The following is a 23,490-nucleotide window of genomic DNA, read 5'->3' on the forward strand; positions in this document are numbered from 1 at the left end:
ACCTGACCCCATGCCGAACTCAGAAGTGAAACGCCGTAGCGCCGATGGTAGTGTGGGGCTTCCCCATGTGAGAGTAGGGAACTGCCAGGCATCAATTTATACAGGTGCGCTGATATGGCTCAGTTGGTAGAGCGCACCCTTGGTAAGGGTGAGGTCCCCAGTTCGACTCTGGGTATCAGCACCAGTTATTTGGGTTAATGTTCGGCTTAAAAAAGAATTTACCTGGCGGCGATAGCGCGGTGGTCCCACCTGACCCCATGCCGAACTCAGAAGTGAAACGCCGTAGCGCCGATGGTAGTGTGGGGCTTCCCCATGTGAGAGTAGGGAACTGCCAGGTTTCAATTAAAACAAAAGGCCATCCTTAATAGGATGGCCTTTTGTTTATTTGTATTTCAGGATAGTAAATTCTTCCTTTTACCTGAATAGACTCGCTTATCTTCTTATTAACCCATCTCATAATAACGTCCTGTTTGTTACTGCTTTATTTATCCGTGTTTCTGTTGAGGGTAATAAGGCACAGCTTGCGTTGTTACATTAATAAATTATTACAATCAGGAACTTTTTGCCTCAGGGTTTAAGTGCTGCTTTACTATAGCGGGCATCGTTTTATGCCCGGAAAAACAGGAGAATAAAATAGGATGACTGATCTAACGGAAAATGCGAAAGATACGCGTCAGCGTATCCGAGCTATAGTTGGCGCTTCATCGGGTAATTTGGTTGAGTGGTTTGATTTTTATGTTTATTCCTTTTGCTCAATCTATTTTGCCCATATCTTTTTCCCTTCGGGAAATACCACCACTCAATTACTACAAACCGCAGGGGTTTTTGCAGCAGGCTTTTTAATGAGACCGATAGGCGGTTGGCTTTTCGGTTACATTGCAGACAAGCATGGTCGTAAAAATTCAATGCTAATTTCAGTCTGTATGATGTGTTTTGGATCTCTGGTTATTGCATGTCTACCGGGATATGAAACCATTGGCACCTGGGCTCCCTTTTTGCTGTTATTAGCCCGTTTATTTCAGGGACTTTCTGTCGGTGGAGAATACGGCACTAGCGCAACGTATATGAGTGAAGTTGCCGTTGAGGGAAGAAAGGGATTCTATGCTTCTTTCCAGTATGTCACGCTGATTGGCGGTCAACTGCTGGCGCTGTTAGTCGTTGTGATATTACAACAGATTCTGAGTGATGAAGATTTGCGGGCGTGGGGATGGCGTATTCCTTTTGCTCTCGGCGCTATTTTGGCGATTGTTGCGCTTTATTTACGTCGCTCTTTGAATGAAACGTCTGATAAAACGACTCGCGGACATAAAGATGCTGGCTCACTTGCGGGTTTATGGAAACATCGCCGCGCTTTTATTACCGTACTGGGTTTTACGGCCGGGGGCTCTTTAGCTTTTTATACGTTTACCACTTACATGCAAAAGTATCTGGTGAATACGGCAGGAATGGATGCGAAAACGGCTAGCGGGTTAATGACCCTCGCACTGTTTATTTTTATGCTGCTACAGCCGTTCTTTGGTGCGATGTCGGATAAGATTGGCCGTCGTAGCTCAATGCTCTGTTTCGGCGGACTTGCAGCATTGCTGACAGTTCCCATTCTGATGGTACTGCAGAGTGTGACGAGCCCTGTCATTGCCTTCTCATTGGTGATGCTTTCACTGATTATTGTCAGTTTCTACACGTCTATCAGCGGCATTTTAAAAGCAGAAATGTTCCCACCTGAAGTCCGGGCATTGGGCGTAGGCTTATCTTATGCGGTTGCTAATGCGTTGTTTGGTGGTTCGGCTGAGTATGTTGCACTTTCGCTGAAATCATTTGGTATGGAAACGGCTTTCTTCTGGTACGTATCAGTGATGGGGGCGATTGCGTTTATTGTGTCATTGACGCTGCACCGCAGAGGCAAGGGGATGAAGCTTTAGTTTTCAGACAATTGCCATAACGCATAGCCGGTGGTTGCACCGGCTAGGTTCCAAAATGACAATAAAAAAACCTCGGAAGCCGAGGTTTTTCAAAGTATAACGTGAGTCTTAAAGAATACGACTGATGAGTCGATCGATACGGATACGGCGCAGACGTCGTATCAGCTTGCGGACTTTCACTGGATATTGCGCAATGCTCTCCAGTTCCATATAGCTTTTTACGGCGTGAGTATGCGTCCTGATCGTGTCCAGCTCGTCCAGACGTTGCTGCAATAGAACCTTCTGAGGATCGTGAACCAGGATGGCATTTTCCAGATCCAGACGCCATGCGCGCGGGTTAAGGTTATTCCCCGTCAACAGCTGCCACTTGTCATCTACCCACATACCTTTCAGGTGGAAGCTGTTGTCACCGTCTTTCCATAGCCGCACAACAAGCTGCTGATTCTCAATGTAGCGCTCCAGACGACTCAGAAAACGGCGAAGGTTGATCTCATAGAGATACGGTAACGCGCCGATGATTTTGAAAGGCTGGTCTTCTGGAATATAGAAATCGTTAGCGGTCTTATCGCCGATAATAATTTCTACTTTTTTACCGTCTCGCAATAGCCGAATGATATTTCTCACCAGCAGCGCTGGCAGGTTGAAATAGGGGGTACAGATAACCAAATGCTCATCAGCGCAATACATTAGGTGATGTATGGTCTTATTCAGCGGGCTTTGTTTTCCTAACCCAACCAGTGGCGTGACGCTTAATTCGTTTGCATCCGCGCTGTGTTCTGGTAGCTGATAACTGGCGGTACGCAGCGTTTGACGGAACTGCTTGATATCATTTTTGATTTCCAGACTTTTCGGGCGATCGGTATGATCCAACCGCTGCACTGCCGGGGCCGACAGCATTGTCTGGATATATTGCACCATCGTATCGGCTAATACTGGATTATGAATCAGCTGGTAGCGGTCATAACGGTATTTCTGATGTTGGTGCAGATAAACATCATTCAGGCTGGCCCCGCTGTAGATGACGGTGTCATCGACAATGAACCCTTTCAGGTGCAGTACGCCCAACGCTTCGCGTGTGTTGACAGGAATGCCATAGATAGGGAAATGCGTATCTGGATGTTTTTTCGCCATGTCGCAATACCAATCGGCATTGGTATTTTCTGCCGCTGCGCCGATCCTGCCGCGCTGAGCACGATGCCAGTCTACCAGAACGCGGACATCCAGCTCTGGGCACTGCCGTTTGGCTTCATAAATTGCGGATAGAATCCCCATGCCGCCATCATCGCGCTCAAGATACAACGCCACGATATAGATGCGCTTTTTAGCACTCAGAATGGCGTTAATCAGCGTCGTGCGGAAAAGCTCAGGCGAATGCAACGTCTGAACATCATCTGCGTTCTGAGGAATTCTGGGCAGTTGTGCAAGGTGCTGTTGGTATTTATTGCGTTTAAAATTTGACAGCATCACAGCGCGTTTCTTCTCTCATCAGTTTATACCCACCATACTTCGAGCTGTATTAGGGTATATGACCTTCTGGTCATTATCAAAAGTTAAGGAGTAGCCGAATGGGCGATAATACCATTACTTTCCGGCTGTTGTGAGTCTGTTTTGTCATTGAATCGGTATCACAATTCCCGTTGCAAGAGCTATGTCACGTCTTGCTATCAATTCTTCAGCGGCAATTCCAGTGTCACAATTCCCTCTTCTAATTGTACGTCGATGTGAAAACCGAGCTTTTTGGACAGCTGGATCATGCCTTGATTATGCGGCATGGTGATGCCAGTCAAGCGGGAGAGACCATGCGCTTTGGCGTAATCAATCAGCTTTTCCAACAGGCGTCTACCAAGGCCCAGCCCTTTTAGATCAGATCGCACCAGCACGGCAAATTCTGCATCCGTATTATCCGGATCGGAAATCGCACGCGTCACGCCAATAATCTCCGTCTCCTCACCGAGCTGGCGCACGGCAACGAATGCCATCTCACGATCGTAGTCAATTTGTGTCATATTGGCTAAGTCTTCGTGAGTAAATTCATTAATTTCGCTGAAATAACGGTAATACAGGTCTTCTTTCGTCACTCTTGCGATGAACGAACTGAGCAGCGGTTCATCTTCCGGCAAAATTGGCCGGAACAGACAGCTATCACCATTTTTGAGGGTGACCGTTTCTTCCAACTCGTGTGGATAAGGGCGGATTGCCAGCCTTGACTGCGGATCGCCACTGAACGGCGTCAGATGTAGCGTGACGTCCAGCAGCGTAAACGTGTCCCCAGATGCCAGCAGAGGATGAATGTCTAGCCGGGAAATTTCAGGGCAGTCGAGAATCAGGTTGGAAACCTGAACCAGCAAGCGGCTGAGCGCGGGAATGTCCAGCGGACGCAGCGCGCTGTACTCCCGAATTTTGCCGCCTTTCACCGCTTGCAGCACCAAATAGCGGGCTAGCGTCATATTCAGCGGAGGCAGGGCGACGGCAGCCTGTTTTTCTCGCCACTCAACGCCACCTTCCCCTAGCATAATCAGTGGGCCGAAAACGGGGTCTTGCTCGACGGCAATCCTGAGCTCCTGTGCACCAGCGCGATTTGCCATGCTCTGTACCAGTAGGCCGTAAATGCGCGCCTGTGGATAGGTGCGCTTCACCCGGTCAAGAATGGCATCTGCCGCCTGCTGGACTTCTCTGGCGGTTCGCAGGTATAGCATGACGCCCTGAACTTCCGATTTATGCGGAATATCCGGCGATCTCAGCTTAATCGCGACCGGATAGCCAATTTGCTCGGCGATATGGACGGCTTCTGCGCTGTCGCCAGCAATCCAGGTCGGTAACGTGTCCAAACCGTAGGCTTGCAGGATCGGCTGAACTTCATGCGTGTCGAGCTGTGTCACGCCATCTGACAGTGCCTGATGAATCAGCGCATGTGCCTGACTGGCGTTAATGCCTAAATTCAGCGGCAGCGCTGGGGTTTCCTTTAGCTGCTTCTGATTACGTCGATATTCAACGATATGCATAAATGCCGTAACCGCGCCTTCTGGGGTGCGATAGGTCGGAATACCTGCATCGTTAAACAAGCGTCGCGCTTCCTGCGAGGAGAATTCACCGCACCAGTTGGTCAGCAACGTAATTCTTTTCCCACGCGGATGCTGTTGAAAGAGCGTAATCAATTGCGCAGCGCTATCGGTGCTAGGCGCGGCGGCGCTGGGTGCGTGAATGATTAAGAGTGCATCGATTTCATCGCTGTCCAGTAATACCGAAACCGCTGCCTGATAACGAGCCGCGGTCGCGTCATCACGCAGATCGAGCGGATTGCCGATAGTGACGGTTGGCGGCAGCGTTTCCTGTAGTGTTTGTCGTGTCGCATCGCTGAGCTGTGCTAGCTTGCCTTGTCGACTGAGGAGCTGATCCAGCGCCTGTGCGGCGGGCGATGCGCCATTACTCACCAGCATCAAGCGTTCACCACGCAGCGGCCGCAGGTGGCTTAAGGTTTCCACCGCGGAAAAAAGCTCATGCGTATCCCGTACCCGCAGTAAGCCTGCGCGTTGAATTGCTGCGTCATAGGCGGCATCCAGACCGTGGCGCTGGTCATTCAGCAACTGCTGTGCCTGCTGGCTACGCCCGCTTTTGATCACCAGTATCGGTTTGTTACGGGATGCGCTACGAGAAGCGGAAAGAAAACGGCGCGCATCGCTGATGTGTTCCAGATGCAGCAGAATCGCACTGGTTTTGCCATCGCGTGCCAGAAAATCTAACAGGTCGTCGACATCGATATCCAGACTGTCGCCCAGAGCGATGAAATAGGAAAAGCCAATACCGCGCTGTTGCGCCCAGTCCAGTATCGTGTTGGACACGGCGGCCGACTGCGAAATGAATGCCAGTTTGCCTTTCATAATCGGGACAGGGGAGAAACTGGCATTCAGGCCTTGCCAGGGCGCGAGTAGCCCGAGGCTATTAGGGCCAAGCAGACGCATGTGGTAGCGTGCAGCGCAGGCCTTTAATTCGCTGAATTGGGTCGGCGGTGCGGAGAGGATGATGACCGTTTTGCAGCCTTTCTGTCCCAGATCGTCTAACAGCGTCAGATTACGGCTGGCGTTGGTGCAAATCACGGCAAGATCGGGCGTCATGGGCAGGCTGGCGACCGTCGGGTAGGCCAGCACGCCGCAGACGGCACGATATTTCGGTGTAACAGGCAGCACGGGGCCGCTGAAATGGCCATCCAGTAAGTTTTTCATCATCAGAAAACCGGCTCTTCCCGGTTTTTCGGACGCGCCGAGAACGGCGATAGACTTAGGGCGTAACAGTGCTTCCAATCCGCGCTGGCTCATGCGTCACTCCTTTAGATCAATCCCTTTTGATACTAAACGCTTTCTGCCGCTTGTGCTGTGACGATGGGTAAATTTTCCCGCAAGCTGTGGTGTGATTTCCCTGCCAGATAGTGTCGTCGGAAACGGTCAAAATGCTGTGATAGCGCGTCGGCCGCGACGATATCCCCCGCCTGTGCGAGCAGGGCGATGGCAATCTCGGCGGTACAGTGCTGTCCTGCGCTGCTGGCTTCACGCAGTTGATAGCGGGAAAGTGCCTCTACATTCAGCGACAGGATCGGCAGGTTGTCCAGATAAGGGCTTTTACGGAACATTTTACGCGCTTCCGGCCACGTTCCATCGAGTAAGACAAATAGCGCAGGCTTTTCCGTTACGGGAAGTTGGTGAAACACCTGACGTCCTTCTTCCGCTGCATCGGCAAGGAAAACCAGATACGGCTGAACGTCCGGGTTTTGCAGAGTAGCCAGCAATTCGGGATCGGGCTCGGTGCGTGACCAGCGAAACGCCTGCGTCTCAGGGAGAATATCGGCGATAAGACGTCCGGTATTGCTCGGCTTTAACGGTTCGGTATCAAACATTACCAGACAGACGCGGCTGCGGGACTCCTGCGCCTGAATGGTGTGACACAGGCAGTTGGTTGCGGGTAATAAACACTGCTGGCAGCGTACTACGCGGCAGCCACGGGCGCGAAACGGTTTGGTTGACTGCTCAAGACGTTGCTGGCGCAGACGGAGTACGGCATTGCCCATAAGGGGACGGTTGACCATTAAAGGATGGTTGAGCATGAAATAGATGGCGCCATGAGATTCTGCAACGAACCTGCTTCGTTTTCATCATTGAGAAGCTGATTCAGAAAGGCGACATTCTAATCGACAGGCGAGTTGACCAAAAGGGTAGGAGACAATAATACCTACGCTCCTACCCTAATTCTCTATAGTGATTCGTCCAGCCAGCTCTCGAACTGTGCTTTTGGCAGCGCGCCGTTAAGGATGTCGACCATCTGGCCCTGTTTAAAGATCATGAGGGTTGGAATGCTGCGGATACGGAAACGTGCGCTGAGTGCCGGTTCGGCTTCGGTATTGACCTTAATGAAGCGGATTTTCCCGCTACGCTCTTGCGCGACATTTTCAAACACCGGGGCGAAGTTGACGCAGGGGCCACACCAAGGGGCCCAGAAATCGATCACAACGGGAAGATCGTCCTGTAACAGCTTATCGAGCGTCGCTTCTGTGGCATTGGTAACGTCACCGCTGAATAAGGTTTCTCCGCAACGACCACACTTTGCATGGTCATCAACACGCTCTTCTGGCAGGCGATTGGTTGTTTGGCAAGATCCACATACCGTATTCATAACAGGGCCTCAGATAAAAGGGCTAAAATAAAGATGTCGCTGATAAAATGCGCGCAATACGGCATTGGAAAGTCAGCGGTATGTTGCTTAAGCGTGAATAAATTATGGTGGGGAGACATTATGGCAACAACGTGGTTTGCCCAATAGCTACAATAGCTTCTGACTGTTAGCGCTCTTTTACCACAAGCGTGTGGCTAAGCGGGTGTACATAAGGTAATCTTCGCGCCCAGCGCGTAGGTGGAGAGAACAATGAGCGATTCATTCAATAGTAAAAGCGGCAAAGTCCGTGTGATGTACGTCCGCAGTGATGATGAGGGCGAGAAAGAGAATAAAAACAAGCGCCCTGCTGAAAGAGATCGCCGTGGCGATCGGCGTGATGGCGGCGGCTCTCGCGATCAACGCGAAAAGCCGAAGCATCCACGTGATGTTAACCCGCGCTATGCCCGGGAAAATCCGTCCCGTGACGGCGATAGCAATGCGAAATCGCCGTGGGGCAATAAAGATCGTAATGAACGCAGCGGTGATAAGCCTCGCCGGCCGCGCGGTGACGATACCGGTGGCTATGAATCACCGTGGAAAACCGTGTCTCGTGCGCCAGGCGATAGCGAAACGCCGGACCATGGCGGTATCACAGGCAAGAGCCATATCGATCCTGAGCAACTGCGTCGCCAGCGTCAGGAAGAAACACGTGTCTACGGTGAAAATGCCTGTCAGGCGCTGTTTAAAAACCGTTCTGAAGTGATCGTTCGTGCCTGGTTCCTGCAAGAAGTAACGCCGCGTTTCCGCGATGCACTGCGCTGGATGGCGGCAAACCGCAAGGCGTACCACGTTGTGGAAGAGGACGAGCTGATTAAGGCTTCCGGCACCGAGCACCACGGCGGCGTGTGTTTCCTGATTAAAAAGCGTCAGGGAATGGATGTGCGTGAGTACCTGAAAACGGCTGGTGAGCACGACTGCGTACTGGCGCTGGAAGATGTGGGTAACCCGCACAACCTCGGCGGCATTATGCGCAGCTGCGCGCATTTCGGCGTGAAAGGCGTGCTGGTGCAGGATGCGGCGCTGCTGGAATCCGGTGCAGCCGTACGCACGGCAGAAGGCGGTGCGGAACACGTTAAAGCGATCAATGCTGACGATTTCCTGTCCGTGTTGACGGAATTCCGTAACGCAGGCTACACCATCGTGACCACCTCCAGCCATAAAGGTACGGTATTGTCGAAAGCGACGCTTCCGGCGAAAACCGTGATCGTGCTGGGTCAGGAAGGTGATGGTCTGTCGGATAGCGCCTGGCAGCAGGGAGACGTGAAAGTCTCTATCGGCGGTACCGGTAAGGTTGAAAGTCTGAATATTTCAGTCGCTACGGGCATTTTGCTGTCCGAGTGGTGGCGACAGAATCAGGCCTGATAGTACGCGTCGACGCTCAGGGAGAATGGGCTCCCTGAGTAGGTGTCACCACGGATGAGAGAACGATTGATGAAGCAGAAAATTATCGCGGTATCGTTACTGTTGGGTACATTGCTGGTAAGCGGTTGCAACTCGTTGCCGCGCTCGTCCGTTGCTGCTGCGCCAGCCACTGATGCGTGTCAGATTGGCGATAAGCAGGTGCAGACCACACTTTATTTTGGTTTGAATCGTCCTGCTGGCCCGGCGATTTCAGATGCCGAGTGGAAAGCCTTTTTGGACAGTGACGTTACGCCACGCTTTAAAGAAGGGCTGACGGTGTTTGATGCCAAAGGACAATGGCTAGGGAATGATGGCGTGGTTGCCCGGGAGAACAGCAAGGCGCTGATGTTGATTCACGGCCCCGATCGGGAGCGTGATATTGAAGCGCTGCGCACTACCTACAAATCACGTTTCGCGCAGGAATCCGTCATGCGGATTGATGCTCCTGTCTGCGTCGCGTTCTGATTTTTTCATCAGCCCCTTTTCAGGGGCTGATGATTTTCATCTCACACGTATTACAGCACCAGCCCCGCGACTGCCGCAGACAGTAAACTCACCAGCGTAGAACCATAAACCAGCTTCAGACCGAAGCGCGATACCACGTTGCCCTGTGCTTCATTCAGCCCTTTGATGGCACCCGCGATAATGCCGATTGACGCGAAGTTAGCGAAGGAAATCAGGAACACGGACAAAATGCCCAGTCCGCGTGGCGACATCTCTGCTGCGATCTTCTTCAATTCGATCATGGCAACGAATTCATTCGCCACCAGCTTGGTCGCCATGATGCTGCCCGCGTTCAGAATATCGGAAGACGGAATGCCGATAAGCCACGCCAGCGGTGAAAAGACATAGCCCATAATCGCCTGGAAGCTAATGCCGAAGACAGTGCTGAACAGTGCATTCACGGCGGCAATTAACGCCACGAAGCCGATCAGCATCGCCATAATAATCATCGCCACTTTAAAACCGGCAAGAATGTATTCCCCCAGCATTTCAAAGAAGCTTTGGTCTTCATGCAGCTTTTCCAGTTTCAGTTCTGGTTCGTCGTCAGGCTGATAAGGGTTAATAATCGACAGAATGATAAAGGTGCTGAACATATTCAGAATCAGCGCCGCAACGACGTATTTAGCGTCCAGCATGGTCATGTAGGCGCTGATAATCGACATGGATACGGTCGACATTGCTGTTGCCGCCATCGTGTACATCCGGCGTGGCGACATGTCGGCAATGATGCCCTTATAGACGATAAAATTCTCTGACTGCCCGAGCATCAGCGTACTCACGGCGTTAAACGACTCCAGTTTCCCCATCCCGTTTACTTTGGACAGCAGCGTGCCGATGCCTTTGATAATCAGCGGTAAAATGCGCCAGTGCTGCAAAATGCCGATCAGCGCAGAAATAAAGACGATAGGGCAGAGCACGTTGAGGAAGATAAAGGAAAGTCCCTGCGCGTTCATTCCACCAAACACAAAGTCCGTTCCTTGATTAGCAAAAGATAATAGCTTTTCAAACAAACCGGCAAAGGTGCTAATCGCGTTAAGCCCGATGCTGGAATGTAGAAGGAAATAGGCCAGCAAAATTTCAATCACCAGCAGTTGCACAATAAAGCGCAGTCGGATGCGTTTTCTGTCGTGACTGACGAGCAGTGCCAGCAAAAAGATTGCCGCCGTTGCCAAAATGAAATGTAAAACCTGTGACATAGAAGAACCACTTAATCCCCGAATAAAAGAGGCGCATTGTAATCGGAATGTGAAAATATGTTTATCCCGAATCTGTAAATCCTTATTCGCTACAGCGCTATAAGAAGGGGGGATGTATTCGAGTCATCAGGGGACGGTGGGAAGGGGAAAAGAGGGTTCCCCTTCGGCCAGTTGCTGGCGGAAGGGGACAGAAAGCTTACGGCGAGTTAGTGCGCGCCACCGCCTCCACCACCAGTGGTAAAGGGCGGTTTAGCGAACCAGACCAGCACCAGCAGGACCAGAAATACGGCCGCTGCGGCCCAGAAGATTTCGTTGGCGGAAATAATCAGCCCTTGTGCGGTAATCTGCTCTGCGATGTAGGCTGAAGCCTGCGTTTGGCTCATTCCCATCGCCTGAAGCTGCTGGTACGTTTCCTGCGCGATCGGATTATACGGCGTGATAGATTCCGTCAGGTGCGCATGGTGCAGCGATTCGCGCTGTGTCCAGAGTGTGGTGGTAATCGACGTCCCGATCGATCCCGCCAGCGTTCGGGTAAAGTTCGACAGACTTGATGCTGCTGCCAAACGCTCCGGTGGAAGACCCGACAGCGTGATGGTGGTCAGCGGCATGAAGAAGCAGGCGACGGCAAACCCCTGAACGAACTGCGGCCAGGCCGATGCGCCGAAATCCATGTCCGGCTCAAAGGTGTACGCGCGCCAGTAAAAACAGACGGCATACATGATGAAGCTGAACGTCACCAGTTTGCGCATGTCCAGACGCGGCGCGAATCGACCGATAATCGGCGACAGTAACACTGGCATCAGCCCAACCGGTGCGGATGCGAGCCCGGCCCAGGTGGCGGTATAGCCATACACCTCCTGCAACAACTGCGGCAAGAGCACGATCGCCCCGAAGTAAAACATGTAGGCGAGGCTGATACACAGACAGCCAATGGTGAAGTTGCGCGATTTAAACAGCGACAAGTCCACCACCGGGTGGTCGTCCGTCAGTTCCCAGACAATCAGGAAGGCGATCGCAATCACTGCCACCACGGTCAGGGTGATGATTTCTGTCGAGTTAAACCAGTCCAGCTCTTTGCCCCGGTCGAGCATCATCTGGAGGCTGCCTATGCCGACAACCAACAATGCCAGCCCGATGGTGTCGATGGGCTTGATCTCGGTTTTGGTTTCCCGCCCGCGTAGCGTTTGCATGGCAATAAACACCACGGCGATGCCCAACGGAACGTTGATGAAGAATATCCAGCCCCAGTGATAGTTGTCGCTAATCCAGCCGCCCAGAATCGGGCCACAGATCGGCGCGACGACCACGGTCATCGACCACAGCGCCAGAGCGATGCTGCGTTTGGCGGGGGGATAATTGCTGAGCAACAGACTCTGTGACAGCGGGATCAGCGGCCCGGCGACAATCCCCTGCAAGACGCGGGAGAAAATCAGCATTTCCAGGCTGGTGGACATTCCGCACAGCCAGGATGTCAGGGCGAAGAGTGCCGTTGACCATAAAAACAGGCGGACTTCCCCAAACCGTTTGGCCAGCCAGCCGGTAATAGGGATAGAGATGGCATTAGCGACCCCGAACGATGTGATGACCCACGTTCCCTGTGAGTTGGACGCACCCAGATTACCGGCGATAGTCGGAATAGCGACGTTGGCGATGGTGGAGTCCAGCACCTGCATAAACGTTGCCAGCGACAGAGCAACGGTCATCCAGGCCAGACTGGCACCTTTAAGCGGTTCTCTCTGCACGTTTCTCTCCTGCCCGATTAACCGGCGTTCGCCTGAATAATGGCGCTGATTTCCTGATTAACAGGCGTGAGATCCAACGTCAGAGCATCACTTTGGTAGGCTGGCGTGGTGCGTGAGGTTTCTGCTAACGCGCTGCCTTCCGTATTGGCGGTATCGACATTAACCAGTGCGGACAGACCGATACGCAACGGATGTTCGGCGACCTGCTTCGGATCGATCTCAATACGTACGGGCAGGCGCTGAACGACCTTGATCCAGTTGCCAGTCGCGTTTTGGGCGGGCAGCAGAGAGAACGCGCTACCAGTACCCATATCAAGGCCGACTACTTTTCCTTGGTACACGACATCGTCACCGTAGATATCCGCAATCACGGTAGCCGGTTGGCCGATGCGCATATTGGCTAACTGCGTCTCTTTGAAGTTCGCATCGACCCACAGGTGATTGGCAGGAACGACGGCCATCAGCGCTGAAGTCGAAGAGATACGCGCGCCAATTTGCACGCTACGGCGTGAGACATAGCCGTCAATCGGGCTGACGATTTTGGTGCGCTGTAGCGCCAGCCAGGCATCGCGCATTTCTACGGAGGCTTGCTGTATGGCGGGTTGCTTCTCAAGCGGCGTATCCAGAATCATTGCCTGATTCGCCTGATATTGCTGTCTGGCGACTTCCAGTGCGGCTTTGGCGGTTGCGACGGCATCGCGAGCATGCTGCACTTCTTCACGCCCAATAGCATTGGCGCTGCCCAGCGCTTCCCGGCGGCTCAAGTCACTTTGTGCCTTGTTCAGCTCGGTTTGGCGCAACTCAATATTGGCCTGATACTGCTTACTGTTGATGATCAACTGGTGCGTCTGGCGGACGCTGTTGGCCAGCCCGGTTTTCGCGCGTTCGAACGCCTGTTGGGCATCGGTCGGATCTAACTCCACCAGCACCTGTCCCTGCTTAACAAAATCGGTATTGTCGACGTTAACATGGGTAACGCTGCCGCTGACCTGCGCCATGATCTGAATCTGATTGCCTGCGACGTAGGCGTCATCGGTGCTTTGGTGGTGTCTGAGCACCAGGAACCAGTAAACCAGCCAGGCACAGCCCAGCACGACGAAAATAAACGTCAGCAGTGATAACACGCGTTTGCGCTGCTGTTTTTTGTTTTTCTGTGGCGTCTGCGGCACCTGATTTTCCACACTTTCACTCATGCTGTTCTCTCTCTTTTTATTTTCTTTGTATCGGCTATCGCACCAGACAGAGCAGTCTGGCGATAGTCGCAATGAATTCATTTTGCTGTGCGGCACGGGGGGCTTAAGGTTGCCCGCCCGGCGCGTGAAATTGCCGTTTTGCTAAGTCGCATACCGCGGTTGCGGAGAAGTCATGCCTATTTTTTGCAGCAAAACGCCTCCGCCCGATACATAAGCATCGGGTCATTCCGGGTGGAAAGGTGCTGACTATTGTTTTTTGTTGTTGTTTTTTCTGTTATTGGTTGACTGACTCGTCCATCTCATCCAGCCGGACTAATAGCTTTCTCATCAGGCTTTCGAGCTGCTTTTGCTCACCAGATTCAAGCACGGAGCAAAGCACATGGAGGCTATGGTGCTGCGGTGGAATCAGTTGACCAAGAAATGCTTTACCTTCTTCTGTCAGATGCAAATGCAGGCAGCGTCTGTCGCTGCTGCTCTCGCGTCGTTCAATCCAGCCTCTCTTTTCCAGATCGTCGGCAATGCGCGTCGCATTGGTGCGTGACGATCCCAGTGCGGCACTGAGTTCAGAGGGCTGAATGCTATAAGACTCTTGAGATTCCAGCGTCAGCAATGCCATGAAGAGGGTTTCATTGATGCCCTGTTCTTTCAGAATTCGGTTTCTGTGTTCCAGGATTTTGCCCTGTACGTGCATGAATAAACGCAGCAATAGCACTTCCTGACGCGGGAAGTCGGGCTTACGCGAAGCACGCAGGTCGAGCATTTGTTCTATAGGAGTGAATGAACTGTCCATTTTTTATATAAACCTCATTAATCACGGAGTGCATAGTAACTAATGTTACTAACTGGGTAAACGGCATTAAGGTGGGAAATTGTGCTTATTTCTGTGACAGAAAGTAAGCGGAGAATCGCTTAAAATGAAGATTATTCGCCGCTTACTTTATTTAAATCAAAATGTTAGTTGATAATTATCTCTGCGGATTCAAAGCAGTTTAAAGGCTACCCCGTAGCAGAGTGCGCCCAGTAACGTTGATAAGACGATACTGCGGGTTTTATAAAAACAGGCGGTCAGCGTAATAAAGCCGACCAGCGTTGGTAGCAGCTTTTCGTGATGCGCGAGGATATCCGGCACGCTGGAAACAATCAGCAGTGCACAGATAGAAGCAATGCCGATGCTATCAAGCAATAGCGCTTTTTTACCGCGTTGCAGCGAACCGGAAGCGCGTGACGCGCTCAGCCGCAGGGGAAGATAGCGGAAGAGGTAGTTCACCAGCCCGACAATCAGCCCGATAAGAATGACTTCTGTACTCATGCGTTCACCTGTGGCGTGGCAGGATTAACCAGCGAAGCCAGGCAGCCACTGAGAATGCCGAACAGTATTGCGGCCGGGATGGAAGAAAGCAGCAGACCAAGCAGCGCGCCGCCGAGTGCGCAGGCGACGACCAGACTCTGTTTCCGCCTGAAGGACGCGAGTAAAAAGCTCAGGAACAGTGCGGGCAGCATGAAAGACAGCGCCGCTTCAACGGCTGGGTAATCATTCAGCGGGCCGTTACCGAACACGGCTCCGATCACCGTGCCGAGCACCCATGAAAGCCACGCTAGCAGCGACACACCCATCATCCACTCTTCTGACCAGCGTCGGTTATCTTTCGCGAGTCGGGTGGCAGCGGCGGCAAAAACTTCATCCGTCAGGCCGAACGCCCACAGCGCGGTTTTTCGCGTCGGCAGCCGTTGTGCAATGCGATGTCGTAACGCAGGTCCATACAGCACATGGCGGACATCCATCGCCATGACGGTCAATGCCGCCACCCAGATGGACATGCCCGCGCTGAGCAGGGCGGTGATGACGAACTGGCTGGCGCCGGCGTAAATGATGCAGGAAAGGAAAATGCCTTCCAGCGGGGTAAACCCTAGCTTGACGGCGTTCATGCCAAATGCGAATGCCACGGGCATGTAGCCGATAACAATCGGCAGACTGTCAAATACGCCTTCGCTAAAAGACGCAGATTTTGTCGGTATAGGTGATGCGGGTGTAGTTGGTGTCTTCACTGGCTTGATGTTTTTTGTACTTAAAGGGAATTAACCGGTAACACTAGCAAAGCGTTACCGGAATTTCACGTTATTACGGAACAGGCGTGATAGTCTCTGGCGGAATCTTCTCATGAGAAACTGTCTCACATGAGAGGGTCTCAACCGTGATAATTAAAAATGCGATAGTTGCAATGCGAAGGTCTACAGCGCCGCCATCGCTTCCTGCGTTTCGTGATGATGGCTTCGCCACCACACCAGCAGGTTCAACAGACTGATAATACCGCCAGCGGCACAGACGCCCAGCCAGCCCCACTGCTGGTAAGCCGAGGCTGAAAGGAGCGATCCCAGTGCGCCGCCGATAAAATAGCTGGTCATATAGCCTGCCGTCAGGCGATTACGTGCTTCGGGCATCATACGGTAGATCACGCTCTGGTTGGTCACGTGTACGCCCTGAACCGCCAGATCCAGCACGATAATACCAATGAGCAGCGCTGCTACGGAATGAATACCGAGCGCGATAAAGCCCCATGATAGCAAAAGCAGGATAATCCCTACGCTGGTGGTCGGCTTGGCCTTGCCCTGATCGACTAAACGCCCAGCGCGTGATGCTGCTAAGGCTCCGGCCGCACCGACCAGTCCAAACAGGCCGATAACGCCTTCGGAATAGCCGTATGGCGGAGAGGCCAGCAGGAAGGCCATTGACGTCCATAGCATGCTGAAATTGGCAAAGGACAGACAGCCCAGAATGGCACGCGTGCGCAGCAGCGGTGTGGCAGAGAACAGGCGGAAGATTGAGACGAGCAACTGCGGATAGTTCAGCGTGTTTTGCTGAGGAATGCGCGGCAATGCCCGCCACAGAACCAGCGCCATGATGACCATCAGCGTGCTGGCAACCCAGTACACGGTGCGCCAGTCGCCGAGTGAAGCAAGCGCCCCCGCGACGGTACGCGCCAGCAGAATCCCCAGCAGCAGACCACTCATAATCGTGCCAACGACTTTACCGCGCGTTTCCGGCGTCGCCAGCGTCGCTGCGAGAGGCACCAAGAGCTGTGCGACAACGGAGAACAGCCCGGTTAATGCCGTACCGGCAATCATGATCCAGAGCGTGGGGGCAGAGGCGGTGATCAGCATCCCACCCGCGGCGAGTAGCGTCATGCCGACAATCAGCGTTCGGCGTTCAAACATATCCCCCAGCGGCACTAAAAATAGCAGGCCGACGGCATAACCCAGTTGTGCGGCGGTGACAATAAACCCTGCCTGATTAACGGAAAGCGCAAAGACTCTGGCAATGGTCTCCAGCAGCGGCTGGGCATAATAGTTACTGGCGACGGCAAGGCCGGTCGCGACAGACATAATCAAGGTCAAAGACAGGCTAAGCCCCGGTTGCGGCTGGGGTGATACAGATTGTTGCTGAAGAGACATAGTGTGAACGTTAATATGATGTTAAAAGCAGAAGGTATAGTATCCGGCAGAGCCTAATGAGATACCAGAATATCTTTACGCTTCTTAAGTTTGTTTTGTTTTTCCTGAGATTGATTTAGCTTATCGCCAGCGTCATAACATTATCGACAGGGGACATTATGTTTAAGCATTATCAGATATTTAAGAAAAAAAGCGTTGCAGTGTTAATGGGATGTGCGTTTCTTCCAGCGGCACTGTGGTCGATGGGCGCGCAGGCGGTCACGGCTGTCTACGTTTCTGCTGCTACTGACGGCGTAATTGATGCCTACACACTCAATACGCAAAGCGGTGAATTAACCGCTATTGGGAAAGCAGCCGCTGGCGCGAAAGTGATGCCGATGGCCGTTAGCCCGGATAAATCCTTCCTCTATGCCGCCACACGCGGTATTCCTTACTCGGCGGTTAGCTATAAAATCGATCCTAAAAGCGGGGCGCTGAGTCCGTTAGGCAAAGCGGAATTGCCCGACAGCATGGCTTATATCTCGACGGACCGCACCGGAAAGTGGCTGTTCAGCGCCTCGTACGGCGGTAATAAAGTTGCGGTTAATGGCATTGATAAAGATGGCAAAGTGAACGCGAGCGCGGTCACCGTGGTGCCAACAGGTGAAAAGGCACACAGTATTATTGCCGATCGCAAAAATAAGTTCGTCTTTGCTAGCAACCTGGGCAGCGACCAAATCGTACAGTTCCGGTTTGATGCGAAAACTGGCACGCTGACGCCGAATGAACCGGCAGAAATTATGCTGCCTAAAGGAAACGGGCCGCGCCATCTGGTGTTATCACCAGATAATAAAACGCTCTATGTGAGCAATGAGCTGTCCGGCAAAGTTGCGCGTCTGGCGTTGAATGAAAATACAGGGCAGCTCACGCTGTTGGATTACACGGACACCGTGCCAGCCGATGCGGGGATGCGAGCGGGAACCATTACGCCGGATAAAAATAGCACTGACAGCCGCCCACAGATATGGAGCGCCGATTTACGTCTGACGCCAAATGGAAAATTCCTGTACGTATCGGAACGCACCAAAAGCACGATTACTCTGCTGCGGGTAGAACCGAAAACCGGACAGCTGCAATACATTACGCGCTACCCGACAGAAACGCAGCCGCGCGGCATTCAGATCGATCCAAGCGGGAAATTCCTGATCGCCAGCGGTGAAAAATCGACGTCGCTGTCGGTGTACCGCATCAATCAGGATAACGGGGATTTAGTGCGAGTCGGGCAATACCCGACTGGAAAAGGCGCGAACTGGGTCGAAATCGTCAAACTGCCGTAATTATCGCCCATCAATGAAAAACGCCCCTTTCCTGTGAAAGGGGCGTTCGTCTGCCGGTGATTATTTCGCGGCATCGGCAGCGGTTTTCACCCAGCCGTCAAACAGCTGCTGGTGGGCTTTGATCCAGCCATCAACATGACGTTCGATATCCTTCTGTGAACCCTGACCTTCGTGCATACGTAGGTTCTGCGCATTCACATCCGCAATCGGCAGCTTCATGATAGCGAACAGCTTCGCCGCTGCTGGGTTTTTCTCGGCCCAGGCTTTATTCGCGGCAATCTTCATCGTGTTAACGGGGAAGCCATAGTCGGCACCGTTTGGCAGCTTGGTGCTGACATCTTTCATTTCACCCGGTTGAGAAGAGAAAGGCACCTGCAACCAGACTACGTCACGTCCCGGAACCAGCACATCACTCACCCAGTACGGCGTCCAGGTGTAGTACAGAATCGGCTTGCCTTCTTTGTAGCGGGTGATGGTATCAGCGATCATCGCCGCATAGTTCCCCTGATTATGTTCTACCGTGTTGGTTAAGCCATAGGCAGGAAGATGGTGGTTGATGGCAGCTTCACATCCCCAGCCCGGCGTACAGCCAGTCAGGTCGGCTTTACCGTCGCCGTTGGTATCAAACAGCTTGGCGATTTTCGGATCTTTTAGCTGCGCAATATTGGTGATTTTGTATTTATCAGCGGTTTTCTTGTCGATCAGGTAACCCTGAGCGGCACCGGAGACATATTCACCCTGACGGTAGAATTTCGCATCCCCGCCAGCGGCTTTGTACTGATCGGCGTGCAGCGGGTCCCAGTTAACCGCGATAAACGTTGCATCGCCGGAGGCAATTGAGGTGTAGGCCACGTTGTAGTCCACTTCACGGGGAGGCTGTACGTCATAGCCTAGCTTTTCCAACGCGCGGCTGACCAGCAGCGTCTGGAACGTTTCCTCGGAGATGGTGCTTTGCACCGGAATAACGGAAATACCTTTACCAGGTTGCGCAGTGTCTGCGGCGTAAACCTGCGTACTCAACAGGGCGGTAGTCAGGGCGGTGGCCCAAAGTGTGGTGTTACGCATCATGATTCCCTCTGTTTTTATACCCGTCATACTTCAAGTTGCATGTGCGTTGGCTGCGCTCAGTCACCCGAATCACTTACCTATGTAAGCTCATCGGGACTCCTTCCCTTGCCGCCTGCCTGAAACTCGAATTATTTAGGGTATATTGTTGCGTCGCTAATAAAATGAATATTGCTGATAAAACGAATAGTGAATGTCGCCGCTTGTCTGACGTGTGCCAGACAAGCGGGACGAGCGTTATTGCTTGATGAAAGGACGGGTCAGCAGGCCAATCGGGCCGCTGGCGTACCAGCTTTTGTTGCCTTTGCTGCGGCGATCGCGTCCCAGAGACTGGGTAAGGCGGTCAAGAATAATGGCCAGAATGACGATCCCGACACCACCGACGGCAGCCAGACCCATATCCAGACGACCAATACCGCGCAGTACCATCTGGCCCAGACCGCCTACGGCGATCATCGAGGCGATAACCACCATCGACAGCGCCAGCATCAGCGTCTGGTTAACGCCTGCCATGATGGTTGGCATGGCCAGCGGGAGCTGAACTTTAAACAGCATCTGGCGCGGGCTGGCACCGAATGACTCGGCGGCTTCAATCAGGTCGGCTGGCACCTGACGAATACCCAGAATCGTTAAGCGAATAATCGGCGGCAGGGCAAAGATAATGGTCACCACGACGCCCGGTACATTACCGATACCGAACAGCATGACGATAGGCACCAAATAAACGAACGCGGGCGTCGTCTGCATGGCATCCAACAGCGGCCGGATGAACTTCGCAGCCCGTTCGCTACGTGCCAGCCAGATCCCGACGGGGAGCCCGATGAGCACGCAGAAGAACAGCGCAGTCAGTACCAGCGCTAACGTGATCATAGCCTGCGACCAGGCACCAATCGCGCCAATGGCGATCAGAGACAACAGGGTAGCCACGCCCATGCCGAGGCTGGACATCTGCCAGGCAATCAGCGAAAACACCAGAATGGCAATCGGCGCTGGCATACCCAGCAGGAATTGTTGAAAACCGCCCAGAATAAAATCAACCGGGACGCGAACGCCCTGAAAGACCGGTCTGAAGTGCAGCACAACCCAATCGATCCCGTGGGTGACCCAGCTGTCCAGCGGGATCAGCGTGTCTTTAAACGGATCGAGCAGGTTGAAATGCTCGGGCGTCGCCGGGGCGGAGCTGTTTAACCAGTCACTGCCGGATTGCGTAGCCTGATGCGCGGCATCGACAGAACCATCGGGTGCCGGTGAGGTGCTCCACGCATCGCCGCCGTTGGCGGGGGCATCCTGAGCAGGCGCGCCAGTGGACCAAGGATCGCTCTGTGTTGCACTGTCAGGCGTAGCACCATCATTTGCTGGTGCAGAATCGGCTGGAGCGTTTTGCGAGCTGGCCGCCCACGGATCGTTTTGCTGTGCGCCATTAGCCTGCTCAGGGGTTGTACCTTGATCGGCCGTCTGGTTTTGTGCCGTGGTTGCATCCCACGGATTCGATGTTGATTTACTCATTGGTCACTCCTTCCTTATCCAGTGCCTGTAGCAGCATTCCTTTGGAAATGATGCCTATGTACTCATGGTTCTCGCCGACGACAGGGACGGCACAGGGAGCCTGTGCGACCTGAGAAATCAGCTCGTTGAGTGACATATCTGCGGGCACGGGAACAGGTTCGGGCAGTAACGCCTGTTCCAGCGGCTGCTGTTCTTTCAGCGCCAGCTTCAGTGAATCAATAGACACGATGCCAATGAAACGTTTCCCACCTTCCAGCACGTAGCCGTAATCACGGTCTTCATCCTGAAGGATCTTCAGAGCGGAACGCGGCCCCACGCCGGGGGTTTTACGAATCAAGGTGACCGGGCGACGACGGGCGATATCTTTGGCGCTAAACACGTGGCTGATATCGACGCCGCGGAAAAAGGTGCGCACATAGTCATTGGCGGGGTTATTCAGGATTTCATCGGGTGTACCAACCTGAATCACTTCACCGCCGTGCATGATGGCAATCCGGTCACCGATGCGCATCGCTTCATCCAGATCGTGCGAGATGAAGACGATAGTGCGTTGATGACGAGACTGGAGTTTGATCAACTCATCCTGCATTTCAGTACGGATCAGCGGATCGAGCGCGGAGAACGCTTCATCCATCAGCAGGATATCGGGGTCGTTTGCTAACGCACGCGCCAGACCGACACGCTGTCGCATCCCACCGGACAGCTCATCTGGGTAAGACGCCGCGTAGGCTTCAAGCCCTACCTGTTGCAAGGCATCCAACGCTTTTTGCTCACGTTCCGCTTTCGGTACGCCAGCCAGTTCCATACCAAATGCGGTATTGTTGAGGATGTTCAGATGCGGCATGAGCGCAAAGGATTGGAAAACCATACTGATCTTCTTGCGGCGCACGTCGCGCAGCGCGGTATCGGATATCCTGGAGATATCCTCACCGTCGATCAGCACCTGACCCCGAGTGGGTTCGATCAGACGATTGAGAAGGCGTACCATGGTTGATTTGCCGGAACCGGATAATCCCATGATGACAAATATCTCGCCTTCTTCAATGGCCAGACTGGCATCTTTTACCCCGACAGTAAGCCCTGTTTTTTCAAATACCTGATCTTTGCTCAGGCCTTTATCAATCAGTTTGAATGCTCTGTCTGGGTGCTCGCCAAATATCTTATAAAGATTCTTTACTTCAAGTTTAATTGCCATGAAATTATTGTTTTCCTGTGTCGTTTATAATTCTATAACGTAACCCTGATAATGATTAAACATAATCTACCCTACCATACTCAGATTCTGAGACAACCCTTTATTGCCTCAGCGATGTCTCTCATTAGGTCAATATAAGCGAGAGTGACAACACGATTATCGCTACGTTATCTTCATGATTTATGTGATCTTTATGATTTTTTATTTGAAAGGTAATTCTTTTTATAACAGTGCGTTACCTGTTAGTTCTTACGTATTGGATTAGTGGCTGATATAACCTTTTCTGATTGTGAATACATCACTATTTATAGTGAATTCCACTAATCGAATAATAGGGTAAATAAATCACGATTTTTGTCTTATAGACACCCGAATAGGCCGACGTAAGTACATTTTTTACTTATGCTATCTGTCGGTATTTTATACAGTATAGCAAAGATATAGTGGGTTAAATGATTGCATTAATTCCCACCAATAAATGAGAGTGTTCCGAATAATATATTTGTCATATTTAGAGGATAACGCTATCGGCAAGTGGGGATTTTTGAGTGTTTTTAAAAATTGCGAAGCAAAACCAGAAAGAGAAATAAGGACATTGTCACAAGAAAGGTATTTTGGTTATCTGCTCATCTGATTTCTGCTAAGGAAAAGCTAAAAGTGGTCACTTGGGAATACCATGATTTCGAAGACTATACAGGGAATGGTGAGTTGCTTATGCGTCAGTTTATCGTTGGTGGCATGGTATATGCCATTGGTTTCCAAAAACTCCAGTCAGCGGAGGAATTGCTTAATAAAGGGATTGATGAGAAACATAACATACCTGGTTTTCAAATGCCCCAGTCGGGTCTTTGGACGGTTGCTTTTGATAAAGTTGAGAATCAAGAGCGTTTGGAAGCTTATCGGCATGTTGAGCTCAATTCTGGGCAAATTCTAAAGGTGATTACGTCGGTTGCTAGAGCGATTTTTGACCACTACAATGTTTCCCGATCGGGGGCTTACTATTGGTGCGCAGCCCCCGACCTTTCAGGGAAAAGGAAAATCGATCTCGCGGATTTATATGATGGTTTACTGGGGTTAGCAGGGAAAAGCAGATTTAACATTCGTATCCCAGGTATGCAGTCATTTAATCGACTTGGTTCAGATAGGAGAAGCTATGTCATCCTCACACGATATTACGACGTTAAGTCTTCAGGAACAGGCATTTTTCGCCTTGGGGAAAAAGCTGCAAATGGCGGCGCGTGATGTGATAAAGCGTAAGCTGGCTTCTGGTGAATATGTGCTTATTGATGGCAAATATTATCTA

Annotated in this window: 19 protein-coding genes, 1 tRNA gene and 2 rRNA genes; 8 read left to right on the forward strand and 14 right to left on the reverse strand. The window is 52.1% G+C overall.

The window, feature by feature from the left end; all coding sequences use genetic code 11:
- From rrf (BUB06_RS19085) to BUB06_RS19100, 4 genes are all read left to right on the forward strand, one after another.
- A 5S ribosomal RNA gene (gene rrf, locus BUB06_RS19085) occupies positions 1-90 on the forward strand; the annotation flags it as partial.
- Between the two features lie 18 nt (positions 91-108).
- Positions 109-184: transfer RNA gene (locus BUB06_RS19090), tRNA-Thr, on the forward strand.
- Positions 185-221: 37 nt separating this feature from the next.
- Positions 222-337, forward strand: a 5S ribosomal RNA gene (rrf, locus tag BUB06_RS19095).
- 301 nt (positions 338-638) lie between these two features.
- Positions 639-1,919: an MFS transporter gene (locus BUB06_RS19100; RefSeq protein WP_010305392.1), complete on the forward strand. Its 1,281-nt coding sequence runs from the start codon at positions 639-641 to the stop codon at positions 1,917-1,919.
- 108 nt (positions 1,920-2,027) lie between these two features.
- On the opposite strand, the gene pssA is transcribed toward BUB06_RS19100, so the two are convergent.
- From pssA to trxC, 4 genes are all read right to left on the reverse strand, one after another.
- Complete coding sequence (gene pssA, locus BUB06_RS19105; RefSeq protein WP_039475530.1) at positions 2,028-3,383, reverse strand: CDP-diacylglycerol--serine O-phosphatidyltransferase; 1,356 nt, start codon at positions 3,381-3,383, stop codon at positions 2,028-2,030.
- Positions 3,384-3,583: 200 nt separating this feature from the next.
- The gene (locus tag BUB06_RS19110; protein WP_039475529.1) at positions 3,584-6,232 is read right to left on the reverse strand and encodes a bifunctional acetate--CoA ligase family protein/GNAT family N-acetyltransferase; all 2,649 of its coding nucleotides are present in this window, start codon (positions 6,230-6,232) and stop codon (positions 3,584-3,586) included.
- Between the two features lie 32 nt (positions 6,233-6,264).
- The gene (locus BUB06_RS19115) at positions 6,265-6,978 is read right to left on the reverse strand and encodes a tRNA-uridine aminocarboxypropyltransferase (protein WP_039475527.1); all 714 of its coding nucleotides are present in this window, start codon (positions 6,976-6,978) and stop codon (positions 6,265-6,267) included.
- A 182-nt stretch (positions 6,979-7,160) separates the two neighbouring features.
- The gene (trxC, locus tag BUB06_RS19120; RefSeq protein WP_010305384.1) at positions 7,161-7,580 is read right to left on the reverse strand and encodes a thioredoxin TrxC; all 420 of its coding nucleotides are present in this window, start codon (positions 7,578-7,580) and stop codon (positions 7,161-7,163) included.
- A gap of 249 nt (positions 7,581-7,829) precedes the next feature.
- Here trxC and BUB06_RS19125 point away from each other — a divergent pair, with 249 nt between their 5' ends.
- The gene (locus BUB06_RS19125; RefSeq protein ID WP_039475525.1) at positions 7,830-8,981 is read left to right on the forward strand and encodes a tRNA/rRNA methyltransferase; all 1,152 of its coding nucleotides are present in this window, start codon (positions 7,830-7,832) and stop codon (positions 8,979-8,981) included.
- Positions 8,982-9,050: 69 nt separating this feature from the next.
- Positions 9,051-9,485, forward strand: coding sequence for a DUF3574 domain-containing protein (locus BUB06_RS19130; RefSeq protein WP_039475523.1), 435 nt, complete (start codon positions 9,051-9,053; stop codon positions 9,483-9,485).
- 50 nt (positions 9,486-9,535) lie between these two features.
- On the opposite strand, the gene BUB06_RS19135 is transcribed toward BUB06_RS19130, so the two are convergent.
- The 7 genes from BUB06_RS19135 to BUB06_RS19165 form a co-directional block, all read right to left on the reverse strand.
- Positions 9,536-10,720: a NupC/NupG family nucleoside CNT transporter gene (locus BUB06_RS19135; RefSeq protein ID WP_039475519.1), complete on the reverse strand. Its 1,185-nt coding sequence runs from the start codon at positions 10,718-10,720 to the stop codon at positions 9,536-9,538.
- A gap of 206 nt (positions 10,721-10,926) precedes the next feature.
- Positions 10,927-12,462, reverse strand: a complete 1,536-nt coding sequence (gene emrB / locus BUB06_RS19140) for a multidrug efflux MFS transporter permease subunit EmrB (protein ID WP_039475518.1) — start codon at positions 12,460-12,462, stop codon at positions 10,927-10,929.
- Positions 12,463-12,479: 17 nt separating this feature from the next.
- The gene (gene emrA / locus BUB06_RS19145; protein WP_010282662.1) at positions 12,480-13,655 is read right to left on the reverse strand and encodes a multidrug efflux MFS transporter periplasmic adaptor subunit EmrA; all 1,176 of its coding nucleotides are present in this window, start codon (positions 13,653-13,655) and stop codon (positions 12,480-12,482) included.
- A 274-nt stretch (positions 13,656-13,929) separates the two neighbouring features.
- A complete protein-coding gene (mprA, locus tag BUB06_RS19150) occupies positions 13,930-14,445 on the reverse strand; it encodes a transcriptional repressor MprA (protein ID WP_010305362.1) in 516 nt (171 codons plus the stop codon).
- Between the two features lie 189 nt (positions 14,446-14,634).
- A complete protein-coding gene (ygaH, locus tag BUB06_RS19155) occupies positions 14,635-14,964 on the reverse strand; it encodes an L-valine transporter subunit YgaH (protein ID WP_039475517.1) in 330 nt (109 codons plus the stop codon).
- On the reverse strand, positions 14,961-15,701 hold the full coding sequence (locus BUB06_RS19160; RefSeq protein WP_039475516.1) for an AzlC family ABC transporter permease: 741 nt from the start codon (positions 15,699-15,701) through the stop codon (positions 14,961-14,963). The genes ygaH and BUB06_RS19160 overlap by 4 nt, the downstream gene beginning before the upstream one ends.
- A 183-nt stretch (positions 15,702-15,884) precedes the next feature.
- Complete coding sequence (locus BUB06_RS19165) at positions 15,885-17,105, reverse strand: MFS transporter (protein ID WP_039475514.1); 1,221 nt, start codon at positions 17,103-17,105, stop codon at positions 15,885-15,887.
- Positions 17,106-17,263: 158 nt separating this feature from the next.
- Here BUB06_RS19165 and BUB06_RS19170 point away from each other — a divergent pair, with 158 nt between their 5' ends.
- Complete coding sequence (locus BUB06_RS19170) at positions 17,264-18,421, forward strand: lactonase family protein (RefSeq protein ID WP_039475513.1); 1,158 nt, start codon at positions 17,264-17,266, stop codon at positions 18,419-18,421.
- A 60-nt stretch (positions 18,422-18,481) separates the two neighbouring features.
- Here BUB06_RS19170 and proX read toward each other — a convergent pair whose 3' ends face one another.
- The 3 genes from proX to proV all read right to left on the reverse strand — a co-directional run bounded on the left by proX (position 18,482) and on the right by proV (position 22,187).
- The gene (gene proX, locus BUB06_RS19175; RefSeq protein WP_039475512.1) at positions 18,482-19,486 is read right to left on the reverse strand and encodes a glycine betaine/L-proline ABC transporter substrate-binding protein ProX; all 1,005 of its coding nucleotides are present in this window, start codon (positions 19,484-19,486) and stop codon (positions 18,482-18,484) included.
- A 237-nt stretch (positions 19,487-19,723) separates the two neighbouring features.
- A complete protein-coding gene (gene proW, locus BUB06_RS19185; protein ID WP_039475510.1) occupies positions 19,724-20,992 on the reverse strand; it encodes a glycine betaine/L-proline ABC transporter permease ProW in 1,269 nt (422 codons plus the stop codon).
- Entirely contained in the window at positions 20,985-22,187 is a 1,203-nt protein-coding gene (proV, locus tag BUB06_RS19190) for a glycine betaine/L-proline ABC transporter ATP-binding protein ProV (protein WP_039475499.1), read from the reverse strand. The genes proW and proV overlap by 8 nt, the downstream gene beginning before the upstream one ends.
- 657 nt (positions 22,188-22,844) lie before the next feature.
- Here proV and BUB06_RS19195 point away from each other — a divergent pair.
- Positions 22,845-23,429: a hypothetical protein gene (locus BUB06_RS19195; RefSeq protein WP_039475492.1), complete on the forward strand. Its 585-nt coding sequence runs from the start codon at positions 22,845-22,847 to the stop codon at positions 23,427-23,429.
- Positions 23,430-23,490: the final 61 nt, after the last annotated feature.

It is taken from the genome of Pectobacterium carotovorum (assembly GCF_900129615.1).
Taxonomy (GTDB): domain Bacteria; phylum Pseudomonadota; class Gammaproteobacteria; order Enterobacterales; family Enterobacteriaceae; genus Pectobacterium; species Pectobacterium carotovorum.